Source organism: Kitasatospora sp. NPDC047058 (genome assembly GCF_040643935.1).
In the GTDB taxonomy this organism is placed as follows: domain Bacteria; phylum Actinomycetota; class Actinomycetes; order Streptomycetales; family Streptomycetaceae; genus Kitasatospora.
The window spans coordinates 1-13,061 of record NZ_JBEYVJ010000200.1; the positions used below are offsets into that span (position 1 = coordinate 1).

The 13,061-nt window shown below is 72.9% G+C and carries 11 protein-coding genes and 1 tRNA gene; 11 read left to right on the plus strand and 1 reads right to left on the minus strand.

The window, feature by feature from the left end:
- From ABZ885_RS25395 to ABZ885_RS25410, 4 genes are all read left to right on the plus strand, one after another.
- The coding region (locus ABZ885_RS25395; RefSeq protein WP_360192891.1) for a hypothetical protein at positions 1-216 on the plus strand (216 nt) is incomplete at its 5' end.
- A gap of 30 nt (positions 217-246) precedes the next feature.
- Positions 247-1,812: an MFS transporter gene (locus ABZ885_RS25400; protein WP_360192894.1), complete on the plus strand. Its 1,566-nt coding sequence runs from the start codon at positions 247-249 to the stop codon at positions 1,810-1,812.
- 113 nt (positions 1,813-1,925) lie between these two features.
- A complete protein-coding gene (locus ABZ885_RS25405; protein ID WP_360192897.1) occupies positions 1,926-2,864 on the plus strand; it encodes a carbohydrate kinase family protein in 939 nt (312 codons plus the stop codon).
- A 105-nt stretch (positions 2,865-2,969) separates the two neighbouring features.
- Positions 2,970-3,968, plus strand: a complete 999-nt coding sequence (locus tag ABZ885_RS25410; protein WP_360192900.1) for a trypsin-like peptidase domain-containing protein — start codon at positions 2,970-2,972, stop codon at positions 3,966-3,968.
- Positions 3,969-4,162: 194 nt separating this feature from the next.
- On the opposite strand, the gene ABZ885_RS25415 is transcribed toward ABZ885_RS25410, so the two are convergent.
- Positions 4,163-4,234 (minus strand) — tRNA-Arg (locus ABZ885_RS25415).
- A gap of 188 nt (positions 4,235-4,422) precedes the next feature.
- Between ABZ885_RS25415 and ABZ885_RS25420 the strand changes: the two genes are divergently transcribed.
- From ABZ885_RS25420 to ABZ885_RS25450, 7 genes are all read left to right on the plus strand, one after another.
- Positions 4,423-4,842, plus strand: a complete 420-nt coding sequence (locus tag ABZ885_RS25420; RefSeq protein ID WP_360192920.1) for a response regulator — start codon at positions 4,423-4,425, stop codon at positions 4,840-4,842.
- 84 nt (positions 4,843-4,926) lie between these two features.
- Positions 4,927-6,588 carry an arginine--tRNA ligase gene (gene argS, locus ABZ885_RS25425; protein WP_360192902.1) on the plus strand — a complete coding sequence of 554 codons (1,662 nt, stop codon included), beginning with the start codon at positions 4,927-4,929 and terminating at the stop codon, positions 6,586-6,588.
- Positions 6,589-6,677: 89 nt separating this feature from the next.
- Entirely contained in the window at positions 6,678-8,072 is a 1,395-nt protein-coding gene (gene lysA, locus ABZ885_RS25430) for a diaminopimelate decarboxylase (RefSeq protein ID WP_360192905.1), read from the plus strand.
- A 137-nt stretch (positions 8,073-8,209) separates the two neighbouring features.
- Positions 8,210-9,502 carry a homoserine dehydrogenase gene (locus ABZ885_RS25435; protein WP_360192908.1) on the plus strand — a complete coding sequence of 431 codons (1,293 nt, stop codon included), beginning with the start codon at positions 8,210-8,212 and terminating at the stop codon, positions 9,500-9,502.
- Between the two features lie 9 nt (positions 9,503-9,511).
- A complete protein-coding gene (gene thrC / locus ABZ885_RS25440; RefSeq protein ID WP_360192911.1) occupies positions 9,512-10,609 on the plus strand; it encodes a threonine synthase in 1,098 nt (365 codons plus the stop codon).
- Positions 10,610-10,957: 348 nt separating this feature from the next.
- On the plus strand, positions 10,958-11,893 hold the full coding sequence (thrB, locus tag ABZ885_RS25445; protein WP_360192914.1) for a homoserine kinase: 936 nt from the start codon (positions 10,958-10,960) through the stop codon (positions 11,891-11,893).
- Between the two features lie 639 nt (positions 11,894-12,532).
- Positions 12,533-13,061, plus strand: a 529-nt coding sequence (locus ABZ885_RS25450) for a Rho termination factor N-terminal domain-containing protein (RefSeq protein ID WP_360192917.1), incomplete at its 3' end; no start/stop codon positions are given.

Below are 13,061 nucleotides of genomic sequence, written 5' to 3' on the forward strand. Positions count from 1 at the left end.
GCCGACATCGAGGCGGTGGTCGCCCAGTTCGCCGACCTGCTGGCCCGGCCGGAGACCCATCGTCGCTTTCCGTTGCGGGCCCGCCGTCGCTTTCCGTCGTCTTTCTCGTCCTGTGGTCCCGGGACCCTGGTTCTTTGGTCCCAAATCGCCATATTTGGTCAGTATTTTCCTTGCCATTCGGCGCACCGCGCGTTTGGCTGGAAGGCGACTGCGTGACCTCTCCGCACCCGACGGAAGGCTCCCCCAGTGTCTTCGCAACCTGCCACCGGTCATCAGATCCAGGCGGCGGCCGACAACCGCCGATGGTGGGCGCTGGCCGTCATCGCCATCGCCCAGCTGATGATCGTCCTCGACATCACCATCGTGAACATCGCGCTGCCCTCGGCCCAGAAGGACCTCGGCATCTCCGACGCCAACCGGCAATGGGTGATCACCGCCTACACCCTGGCCTTCGGCGGGCTGCTGCTCCTCGGCGGCCGCCTCGGCGACCTCTTCGGCCGCAAGCGCGTCTTCACCATCGGCCTGCTCGGCTTCGCCCTCGCCTCCGCGATCGGCGGCAGCGCGTCCGGGCCGGCGATGCTGTTCGCGGCCCGCGCCCTGCAGGGCGCGTTCGGCGCACTGCTCGCCCCGTCGGCACTGGGGCTGCTCTCGACCACCTTCACCGACCCACGGGAGCGCAGCACGGCCTTCGGCATCTTCGGCGCGATCGCCGGCGGCGGAGCCGCGATCGGACTGCTCCTGGGCGGCCTGCTGACCGAGTACCTGAACTGGCGCTGGTGCCTGTTCGTCAACACCCCGATCGCCATCGCCGCGGCCGTCTCCGCCTACTACGTCCTGACCCGTGACCACATCGCCAAGGGACGCCGGGTCAGACTCGACCTGCCCGGTGCGCTGCTCGGCTGCGGCGGCCTGCTCGCCATCGTGTTCGGCATGTCCGAGGCGGTCAGCCGCGGTTGGAGCGACTGGCTGGTACTGGGCTCGCTGGGCTTCGGCGTGGCCCTGCTGGCGGTGTTCGTGCTGGTCGAGAAGCGGACCGAGCACGCCCTGCTGCCGCTGCACATCGTCGGCGAGCGCAACCGCGGCGGCGGCGCGCTCTCGGTCGGCCTGGCGATGGTCGGCATGTTCGGCCTGTTCCTGTTCCTCACCTACTACCTCCAGGAGATCAAGCACTTCTCGCCGGTGATGTCCGGCGTCTCGTTCCTGCCGATGACCGCCGCGATCGTCATCGCCTCCACCGGCTTCGCGGCCCGGCTGATGACCAGGGTGCCCTCGCGCAACCTGATCGGACCGGGTCTGCTGCTCGCCGCGGCCGGCATGGCCTGGCTCACCCAGATGAAGGTGGACAGCCCCTGGGCCGGCATGGTCCTGCCCGCCGAACTGCTGCTCGGCTTCGGCATGGGCCTGGTGTTCATGCCCTCGATGAGCCTGGCCACCCTCGGCGTCCCCCCGCACGAGGCCGGCGCGGCCTCGGCCACCATCAACTCGGCCCAGCAGGTGGGCGGATCCTTCGGCACCGCCCTGCTGAACACCATCGCGGCCAGCGCCACCGCGAGCTACCTGGCCACCCGGATCGCGTCCGACCCGGCGGTCCGGGCCCAGGGCGCGGTGCACGGGTACGTGGTCGCCACCTGGGTGGCGATGGGCATCCTGCTGCTGGCGGCGCTGATCGCGTTCCTGATGATCAACCACCGGCCGGCCCCCGGGGAGGCCACCGGCGGGACCGGCGCACCCGCCGAGGCCGAGGCGGCCGGCGGCGGGGTGAGCGCCAAGGCCGGGGCGGTGTCGCCCGCCCAGCGGCAGCGGGCCTCGTGAAGCAGTGGGGGACGTGAGAGCACCGGCATCCTGAAACTTTCCGAAAGGTCTTGCAGTCAACGTCCGGCGCCTGCTTGACTCCTGGCGACCCCAGGGATCAAGGAGGCGCCGTCGTGCCGGAGTTCGAGCCCGCATCCGAGTCCACGACCACCACCGAGTACGAGTACGAGCTGCTGGTGGCCGGCGGGGCCGGCGTCGACACCATCGTCCGGGTCGACCGGCTGGAGATCCCGGACGCCGACTCCCGGTACGTGCCGCCGGTCCGCGACTACGTCGCCCACACCGGCAACGGCGTCGCCCTCGGCGCCCACCACCTCGGCCTGCGCACCGCCTTCATCGACCACCTCGGCGACGACCCGCAGGGCGAGCTGATCCTCGCCGAGTACGCCCGCCAGGGCCTGCCGTTCGCGCACCTGGTCTCCCCGCACGGGACCCCGCGCGCGGTCAACCTGGTCGACGCGGCCGGCCGCCGGTTCTCCTTCTACGACGGGCGCCACCCCGCCGACCTGCGCCTGCCGCGCGAGTTCTACCTCCCGTACGTGGAGCGCAGCCGGCACGTCCACCTCTCCATCACCGGCACCAACCGCGACATGTACCCGGACCTGCACCGGCTCGGCCGCACCAGCTCCACCGACCTGCACGACTGGGACGGCGCCGCGGCCCACCACCGCGACTACGCGCTCAACTCCGACCTGGTCTTCCTCTCGGTGGCCGGCTGCCGGGGCCGCCACGAGGAGGTGATGCGGGCGGTCCTCGCCGAGGGCCGGGCCACCGCGGTGATCGCCACCGCCGGCGCGGAGGGCTGTCACCTGCTCGCCCGGGACACCGCGCCGCTGCACCTGCCGGCCGTCGGCCCGGGCCGCCCGGTGGTCGACACCAACGGCGCCGGGGACGCCTTCGTGACGGGCTTCCTGTACGCCTGGTTCCGCGGCCGCCCGCTGCCGGAGTGCGCCCGGGCCGGCTCGGTGGCCGGGGCCTTCGCCTGCACCACGGCCGGGACGCACACCGCGTTCATCACCGCCGACGGGCTCGCGGCCGGGCTGGCCGGCTGACGGTTTCTCATCGTCCTCCCAGTCGGGGATCACACCCCTCCCAGCTCCTTCCGCCATAGTCGGGTCCGTACTCGCCGCCGACACCCAGGGCAGGAGCAGACCGGCATGGGCCAGCACCGCAGCCGAACCCCCCGACGCCGCCTTCTGGCCCCCGCCCTGCTCACCGTGCTGTCGGCCTTCACCGTGGCCGCCTTCGTGGCCGGCGCGCACGGCCTGACCTCGGAGGCGACGGCGGTCGGCGGCTCCTCCGGGGTGGCCGTCACGGCGCCGGCCACGCCGCAGACGTCCCCCGCTCCGGCGTCCCCCGCGCCGTCGACCCCGGTGCCGTCGGAGTCCGCCGCCCGTGCGGCGGACCCGGCGGCCACCCCCGCGGTGACGACCCCGCCCGCCGGCACCGCGCCCGCCACCGGCACTTCCACCGCCACCGCGACGCCCCCGCCGACCGCCACGGCGGCCCGCGGCACCACCGCCGAGGCCCCGGCCGGCACCGAATCGGCCACCGTGGGCGCGTTGTTCGAGGGCGCGGTCGAGGCGGGCAACCACTTCTGCACCGCCAGCGTCCTGCACAGCCCGACCGGCAACCTGCTGCTCACCGCCGCGCACTGCCTGAGCAGCACCGACGGTGTCGTCTTCGCCCCCGGGTACCGCAACGGCGAGGCCCCGTACGGCACCTGGCGGGTCACCGCCGTCCACACCACCACCGGCTGGTCCCGCAAGGGCGACCAGGACGAGGACTTCGCCATCCTGGAGACGGCCTCCTCGAACGGCCGCCGGATCGAGGACGTGGTCGGCGGCAACCGGCTCGGCCCCGACGAACCCTTCGACGCCACCGTCCGCCTCTACGGCTACCCGGCCGGCGCCGAGACCTCCAACCTGTGCACCAACACCACCGACCGCGAGGGGAGTTACCAGCGCGTGGTGGACTGCCCGGGCTACCCCGGCGGCACCAGCGGCGGCCCCTGGATCAGCACCGCCACCGGCCACGTGGTCGGCACCATCGGGGGCTACCAGCAGGGCGGCGACACCGACGACACCTCGTACAGCGCCTACTTCGACCACACCATCGCCACCCTCTACGCCGAGGCGGTCGCCGCGGCCTCCTGAGCGGACGGCGCAGACCGGTTCGATCCCGCCGCCCGGTCGCCGCGACGGCGGTGGCCCTCGCCGCCGCCGCGGGGCGCAACGCCCGGCACCGCCGCGGCCGACCGGCCGCCCTCAACTCGCCCCCGGGAACGACAAAGGCCCAGATCCGTGGATGAACTCCACTGACCTGGGCCTCAGTTGCACTTCTCGCGAAGTGCCCCCGGCAGGATTCGAACCTGCGCACCCGCCTCCGGAGGGCGGTGCTCTATCCCCTGAGCTACGGGGGCCTGCTTGGTGTTGTCGTCGCGTTCGCTCCGACGTGGAGAACATTACCAGGCTCGGGGCGTGGTCCGTGCACGGGTTTCCCGGCGGGGGTCCCCGGTTTCCCGGCGGGGGTCCCCCGGCGGGGGAGCGGAAGTGCGCAAAGGCCGGACGGGGCGGGCGGCCCGCCGATACCCTCGGTGAGGTGTCGGGAGTGTCCGGGCGGGTCCTCGTGGTGGACGACAGCGAGGTGATCCGTCAGCTGATCAGGGTCAACCTTGAGCTGGAGGGCTTCGAGGTGGTGACCGCAGCCGACGGCGCCGAGTGCCTGGAGGTGGTCCGGCGGGTCAAGCCGGACGTGGTGACGCTGGACGTGGTGATGCCGAGGCTGGACGGGCTGCGGACGGCGGCCCGGCTGAGGGCGGCGCCGGGGACGAGCGGACTGCCGATCGCGATCGTGAGCGCCTGCTCGCCGGCCGACCTGGACCTCGGGGACGCGGTCGGGGTGGACGCGTACCTGGGGAAGCCCTTCGATCCGGCGGATCTGGTGGCGCTGGTCCGGCGGCTCATGGCCCTGGGCGGGAAGCCCGCCGGGTTTCGCCCTGAGCGAACAGAGCACACGGATCGCGGCTGAGCGCCGCCGACCAGGGCGTTCCCGCCGTCTCAACCGGCAAACCGAGTGGCGGGCGGGCACCCCGTCTCGCCTACGCTTGGCGTCGTGACCCCCGCAGAGCTTTCCCAGGCAGTCCAGGCCGCAGTGAGCGCCGCCGTCGAGGCGGGCGAGCTGGCCGTCGCCGTGCCCGAGCACGTGACGGTCGAGCGGCCCAAGAACAGGGACCACGGCGACTACGCGACGAACGTGGCCCTCCAGCTCGCGAAGCCGGCCGGCAAGCCGCCGCGAGCCGTCGCCGAGGTGCTGGCGGACCGTCTGCGAGGGATCACCGGCGTCGCCAAGGTCGACATCGCCGGCCCGGGCTTCCTGAACATCACCCTGGACACCGCCACCGCGGGTGCGCTGGCCCGCACCATCGTCGAGGCGGGCGAGGCCTACGGCCGCAACGAGGCGCTCAAGGGCCTCCGGATCAACCTGGAGTTCGTCTCCGCCAACCCGACCGGCCCGATCCACATCGGCGGCGTCCGCTGGGCCGCCGTCGGCGACTCGCTGGCGCGCGTGCTGCGGGCCTCCGGCGCCGACGTCACCACCGAGTACTACCTCAACGACGCGGGCGTGCAGATCACCAAGTTCGCCGCCTCGCTGCAGGCCGCCGCGAACGGCCGCGAGGTGCCCGAGGGCGGCTACGTCGGCGAGTACATCGTCGACATCGCCAAGGCGATCACCGGCGCCGTCCCGGGCGTGCTCGACCTGCCCGAGGCCGAGCAGCTGCAGGTCTTCCGCACCGAGGGCCTGAAGCTCATGGTGGCCGAGATCAAGCGCTCGATGGACGAGTTCGGCACCCACTTCGACGTCTGGTTCTCGGAGAGGTCGCTGCACGACTCCGGCGCGGTCGGGAAGGCCATCGAGCGGCTGCGCGAGCAGGGCCACGTCTTCGAGCAGGACGGCGCGGTCTTCCTGCGCACCACCGACTTCGGCGACGACAAGGACCGCGTCCTGATCAAGGCCGACGGCGACACCACCTACTTCGCCGCCGACGCCGCCTACTACCTGTCCAAGCGGGACCGCGGCACCGAGGTCGCGCTCTACATGCTGGGCGCCGACCACCACGGTTACGTCAACCGCCTCAAGGCCATCTCGGCCTGCGCGGGCGACGACATGAACCACAACATCGAGGTGAAGATCGGCCAGTTCGTGAAGATGCTTCGCGACGGCGAAGAGGTCCGCATGTCCAAGCGGGCCGGCAACATCATCACGATCGACGACGTGGTCGAGTGGATCGGCGTGGACGCCGCCCGCTACACCCTGGCGCGCTCGTCCACCGACTCCACCATCACGCTCGACATCAACATCCTGACCAGCCAGACCAACGAGAACCGGGTCTACTACGTCCAGTACGCCCACTCGCGGATGTGCGCGGTCCAGCGCAACGCCGACGAGCACGGCATCACGCGCGGCACGGCCGAGGAGTTCAAACCGGAGCTGCTGGCCACCGAGTGGGAGTCCGACCTGCTCGGCCACCTCGGTGAGTTCCCGCGCGTGCTGGCCGCGGCCGGCGAGCTGCGCGAGCCGCACCGGGTCGCCGTGTACCTGGAGGAGCTGGCGGCCAAGTACCACCGCTTCTACGACAACTGCCGCATCCTGCCGCGGGGCGACGAGGAGGTCACGGACCTCACGCGCGCCCGGCTCTGGCTCGCCGACGCCACGCGCACGGTCGTCGCCAACGGCCTCACGCTCCTGGGCGTGACGGCGCCCGAGCGGATGTAGTACCACCCCCCAAGCGCACAGCGGGGGCGGCTGACGGTCAACGGGGACCGTCGCCGCCCCTCGCCATAGGTCTAGGAAGTAGCGTCAAGATGAGTCGCTCCGCACACCCCGCAGGCCCCCGTCACGGCGACGTGCTGCCCGAGGGGCACTACCAGGCCCCGCCGGCGGACCTGAACGCGCTCGACCCCAAGGTCTGGTCGGAGACCGTCGCCCGCGGCGCCGACGGCGTGGTCACCGTCGGCGGTGTCGACGTCCGGCGGATCGCCGCCGAGTTCGGCACCCCGGCCTACGTCATGGACGAGGCCGACTTCCGCTCCCGGGCCCGCGCCTGGCGGGACGCCTTCGGCACCGACGCGGACGTGTACTACGCCGGCAAGGCGTTCCTCTCCAAGGCCGTCGTGCGCTGGCTGCACGAGGAGGGCCTGAACCTCGACGTGTGCAGCGGCGGCGAGCTGCACGTCGCGCTGGCCGCCGGGATGCCCGCCGAGCGGATCGCGCTGCACGGCAACAACAAGTCGGTGCACGAGCTGGAGCAGGCCGTGAAGGCCGGCGTCGGGCACGTCGTGGTCGACTCCTACGACGAGATCGAGCGCCTGGCCGCGATCTCGGCCCGCCAGGGCGTCCGGCAGCAGGTGCTGATCCGGATCACCGTCGGCGTCGAGGCGCACACCCACGAGTTCATCGCCACCGCGCACGAGGACCAGAAGTTCGGCCTCTCGCTCACCGGGGGAGCGGCCGCCGAGGCGGTCCGCCGGGTGCTCGCCCACCCCGACAGCCTGGAACTGCGCGGCATCCACTCGCACATCGGCTCGCAGATCTTCGACATGGCGGGCTTCGAGGTGGCCGCCCGCCGGGTGGTCGGCCTGCTGGCGGGGATCCGCGACGAGCACGGCGTCGAGCTGCCCGAGATCGACCTCGGCGGCGGCCTCGGCATCGCCTACACCAGCGAGGACGACCCGCGCGAGCCGGCCGAGATCGCCGTCGCGCTGGCCGGGATCGTCCGCCGCGAGTGCGCCGCCGCCGGCCTGGCCGCCCCGCGGCTGTCCGTCGAGCCGGGCCGGGCGATCGTCGGCCCGACCGCCTTCACGCTGTACGAGGTGGGCACGGTCAAGCCGCTGGAGGGCCTGCGCACCTACGTCAGCGTGGACGGCGGCATGTCCGACAACATCCGTACCGCGCTCTACGACGCCGAGTACTCGGTGGCCCTGGTGTCGCGGACCAGCGACGCGGAGCCGATGCTGTCCCGCGTGGTGGGCAAGCACTGCGAGTCCGGCGACATCGTGGTCCGGGACGCCTTCCTGCCGGCCGACCTGGCCGCCGGCGACCTGATCGCGGTGCCCGCCACCGGCGCGTACTGCCGCTCGATGGCGAGCAACTACAACCACGCCCTCAAGCCCCCCGTGCTGGCCGTCCGGGACGGTTCGGCACGGGTGATCGTCCGGCGCGAGACGGAAGAGGATCTCCTGCGTCTCGATATCGGATGACGAAATCCTCGTCTCAGATCATGGAACGACCGTAGATCTGTGCGGAAAGTCCCGGAGACTGGTACAGACCGAAAGTTCCGGCGGGCCCAGAATCCCGCCGGAAATACCGAAGCACGATGAATGCAGAGCGGAGTCGGATGATGCGTACGCGGCCGCTGAAGGTGGCGTTGCTGGGCTGTGGTGTGGTGGGCTCCGAGGTGGCGCGCATCATGACGACGGACGCCGCCGACCTCGCCGCGCGCATCGGCGCGCCGGTCGAGCTCGCCGGCATCGCGGTCCGGCGGGCCGGCCGGGCCCGCCCGGGCGTACCCGAGCACCTGATCACCACCGATGCCGAGGCCCTGGTCAACCGGGGCGACATCGACGTGGTGATCGAGGTGGTGGGCGGCATCGAGCCCGCCAAACAGCACATCCTGTCGGCGTTCCGGCAGGGCGCGTCGGTGGTCAGCGCCAACAAGGCGCTGCTCGCCCAGGACGGCGCCGAACTGCACGCCGCGGCCGCCGAGGCCGGGGTGGACCTGTACTACGAGGCCGCGGTGGCCGGCGCGATCCCGCTGATCCGCCCGCTGCGCGAGTCGCTGGCCGGCGACAAGGTCAACCGGGTGCTCGGGATCGTCAACGGCACCACCAACTTCATCCTCGACAAGATGGACACCACCGGCGCCGGCTACTCGGAGGCGCTGGAGGAGGCCACCGCGCTCGGGTACGCCGAGGCGGACCCGACCGCCGACGTGGAGGGCTTCGACGCCGCCGCCAAGGCGGCGATCCTGGCCGGCATCGCCTTCCACACCAAGGTCACCGCGGCGGACGTCTACCGCGAGGGCCTGACCGAGGTGACCGCCGCCGACATCGCCTCCGCCCAGCAGATGGGCTGCGTGGTCAAGCTGCTGGCGATCTGCGAGCGGGCCGCCGACGGCGCCTCCGTCACCGCGCGCGTCCACCCGGCGATGATCCCGCTCTCGCACCCGCTGGCCTCCGTCCGCGAGGCGTACAACGCCGTGTTCGTCGAGGCCGAGGCGGCCGGGCGGCTGATGTTCTACGGCCCGGGCGCCGGCGGTGCGCCGACCGCCTCGGCGGTCCTCGGCGACCTGGTCGCGGTCTGCCGGAACAAGCTCGCCGGCGCCACCGGCCCCGGTGACTCCGTGTACACGCAGCTGCCGGCGAAGCCGATGGACGAGGTGGTCACCCGGTACCACGTCAGCCTGGACGTGGACGACCGCGCGGGCGTGCTCGCCCAGGTGGCGTCCGTCTTCGCCGAGCACGGCGTCTCCATCGACACCGTGCGCCAGAAGGGCCGTGACGGCGACGCCTCGCTCGTCGTGGTCACCCACCGTGCCACCGACGCCGCCCTGTCGGCGACGGTCGACAAGCTCCGCGCGCTGGACAGCGTGCGGGACGTGGCCAGCATCATGCGGGTCGAAGGGGAGTAAGGAACAGCCATGAACGCCGTTGCCGAGAACGTCGTCCGAGGCGCGCACACCCACCAGTGGCGCGGCCTGATCGAGGAGTACCGCGACCGGCTGCCGGTCAGCGACACCACTCCCGTGGTCACCCTGCTCGAGGGCGGCACGCCGCTCGTCCCCGCCCAGGTGCTCTCCGAGCGCACCGGCTGCGAGGTCTACCTCAAGGTCGAGGGCGCAAACCCGACCGGGTCCTTCAAGGACCGCGGCATGACGATGGCCATCTCCAAGGCCAAGGAGGACGGCGCCCAGGCCGTCATCTGCGCCTCCACCGGCAACACCTCGGCCTCCGCCGCCGCGTACGCGGTGCGCGCCGGGATGGTGTCGGCGGTGCTGGTGCCGCAGGGCAAGATCGCCCTCGGCAAGATGGGCCAGGCGCTGGTCCACGGCGCCAAGATCCTTCAGGTGGACGGGAACTTCGACGACTGCCTCACCCTCGCGCGTGAACTGTCCGAGAAGTACCCGGTGGCGCTGGTCAACTCGGTCAACCCGGTCCGGATCGAGGGTCAGAAGACCGCCGCCTTCGAGATCGTGGACATGCTCGGCGACGCGCCGGACATCCACGTCCTCCCGGTCGGCAACGCGGGCAACATCACCGCGTACTGGAAGGGTTACCGCGAATACGCCACCGACGGGCTGGCCGCCCGCACCCCGCGGATGTGGGGCTTCCAGGCCGCTGGCTCGGCCCCGATCGTGGACGGCGCGCCGGTGCTCAAGCCGCAGACCATCGCCACCGCGATCCGGATCGGCAACCCGGCCTCGTGGGACTACGCGCTCGCCGCGCGGGACGAGTCGGGCGGCCTCATCGACAAGGTGACCGACCGTCAGATACTCGCCGCCTACCGGCTGTTGGCCGCACAGGAGGGCGTCTTCGTGGAGCCCGCCTCGGCCGCATCGGTGGCCGGTCTGCTGGCCAAGGCGGAGGCCGGCCTGGTCGACCCGGGCCAGCGGATCGTCTGCACCGTGACCGGCAACGGCCTCAAGGACCCGGACTGGGCGGTGGCCGGCGCGCCGCAGCCGCAGATCGTCCCGATCGACCCGGAGGCCGCCGCGCAGCGCCTCGGCCTGCTGGGCTGATCCCCGCCGCACCGTGACCGGTGCCGGGCCGACCCTTTCGGGGGTCGGCCCGGCGCCGTTCTCCGGTGACACTTTTGTGTCAATTCCGTCGCGCATTCCGGTGGCATTCCGGCACGTATTCCGGCCAGAAACGGCAACACACCAGATCGATGGCCCGCGGGGTGTACCACTGGGGAACCTCTCTTCGATACTCTGGGTTCGGCCGTGTGGCACATGCCCCGGGTCCGGCCCCTCCGCGGGCCGCGCCGACGGCCGTGACCGCCCGCCCCGTCCGGGGCCCGCGGCCCTCCCCCCACCCTCGCACCGACGCGCTTCGCGCCGCCCGATTTCCCCAGGAGAGTCCACCGCATGGCCGGTCCTGCGTTCCGTGCCGCCGCCGTCCGGGTCCGGGTCCCCGCGACCAGTGCCAACCTCGGCCCCGGCTTCGACGCCTTCGGACTCGCGCTGGGTCTGTACGACGACGTGGTCGTCCGGGTCGCCGACTCCGGGCTGTCCGTCGACATCGCGGGCGAGGGTGCCGACACCCTGGCCCGCGACGAGCGCCACCTCGTGGTCCGCTCGATGCGCGCCGCCTTCGACCGCCTCGGCGGCCAGCCGCGCGGCCTCGAAGTGGTCTGTGCCAACCGGATACCGCACGGCCGCGGCCTGGGGTCCTCGTCCGCCGCGATCTGCGCCGGCATCGTGGCGGCCCGGGCCGTGACGATCGGCGGCCCGTCCGCGCTGGACGACGACGCGCTGCTGGCGCTCGCCTCCGAGCTGGAGGGCCACCCGGACAACGTCGCGGCCTGTCTGCGCGGCAACTTCACCGTGGCCTGGACCGACGAGGAGTCGGCCAAGGCCGTCACCCTGGAGCCGTCCGCGCAGGTCGTGCCGGTGGTCTTCGTGCCGGCCACCGAGGTGCTCACCGAGACCGCCCGCGGTCTCCTGCCCAGGACCGTCCCGCTGGCCGACGCCGCCGTCAACGCGGGCCGCGCCGCGCTGCTGGTGGAGGCCCTGACCCGGCGGCCCGAGCTGCTGCTCGCCGCCACCGAGGACCGGCTGCACCAGGACTACCGGGCCTCCGCGATGCCGGACAGCGCAGCGCTGGTGGGGGCGCTGCGCGCGGAGGGCGTCCCGGCGGTGATCTCCGGGGCCGGTCCGACCGTGCTGGCGCTCACCGACGAGGCGGGCGCCGACAAGGTGCTGGCCTTCGCCGGCGACCACGGTGCGGGCGGCCCGGTGTTCGCCGCGCACCGGCTGGAACTCGACCGGGCCGGGGCCTCGGTGCTCCCGCTCGACGTCTGAACGGCAGGTCCGGGCCGGCCCGCGCGGGCCGGCGTTCCCGGGGGTGCGGCGCCGGGGCCGGGGACGGCCGTGCGTCCGGGGCCGGACCGGCCCGTCCGGAGCCGGGCCGTCCGGACACGATTGGCAAGCGCAAGGCTGGGGAATGTCTCAGGGGGTCGGTAGTGTTAACCTCATTGCTGCACCAGGTGCCCTCCGGGGCTCGGTGCGCCGCGTCCCGATCCCAGCACTCCGCACCAGCGGAGTCCAGGCGATGTACGGGGCGACGATTCTCCGGGAGCCCACCGCAGCGCGTACGCAGCCTGCCTGCGCGACATGCGGCCGCATCCCGAAGCCGTGACGGCACCTGACTCCCACCCGCGGCCTCCCACCTCGAGGCCAGGACGGGCGGAGCGCGGTCCACCGTCACGCGACGGGGACCGGGTTTCGCAGGCAGCTGGGGGAGGGTCGGCACGCGACCGTCCCATCGCGCCACTCAGCACCACCCGTGCTTCATGCACCGCACCTCGCAGCTCTCTCCCGACTGGCTTCCGCCATCCGGGGGATCACCGCCTCGGACCGACGCAGTCGAGCGTTGGTCAGGACAGCACAACCGGTCGCCGAGCCAGACAGGCCGACGTCCGCTCCAGGGAAGGACCCTTAGTGAGCGACACCACCGATCTGATGGGCGCGCGCCCGGACGCCGAGGCGTCGGACGCCGCCGCCGCCCCCGCCGCCCCGGCCCGGCGCCGTCGTACCGCCGCCGCGGGCCTGGACGGCCTCGTCCTGGCCGAGCTGCAGAAGCTCGCCTCGACGCTCGGGATCAGCGGCACGGGACGCCTGCGCAAGAGCCAGCTGATCGAGGCCATCAAGGAGAAGAGCGGCGGGGACCCGCTGCTCGCCGCCGGCGGCGCCACCACGGCCGCCCCGGCCGCCAAGCGCACCACCGCCAAGGCGGACGCCGCGGAGCCGGCGGCCGAGAAGCCCGCCCGCCGCACCAAGGCCGCACAGGCCGCCGAGGCCCCGGCCGCCGCCGAGGCGCAGGCCCAGATCGAGATCCCGGTCCAGGCCGCCGCCGAGACCGCCGCGCCCGCCCGGACCGAGCGCACCCGCCGCCGGGCCACCTCGGCCGCCGGCGCCCCGACCGCCGAGGCCGCCGCCGAGGCGCCCGCCGCGGTCGTCACCGAGGCCA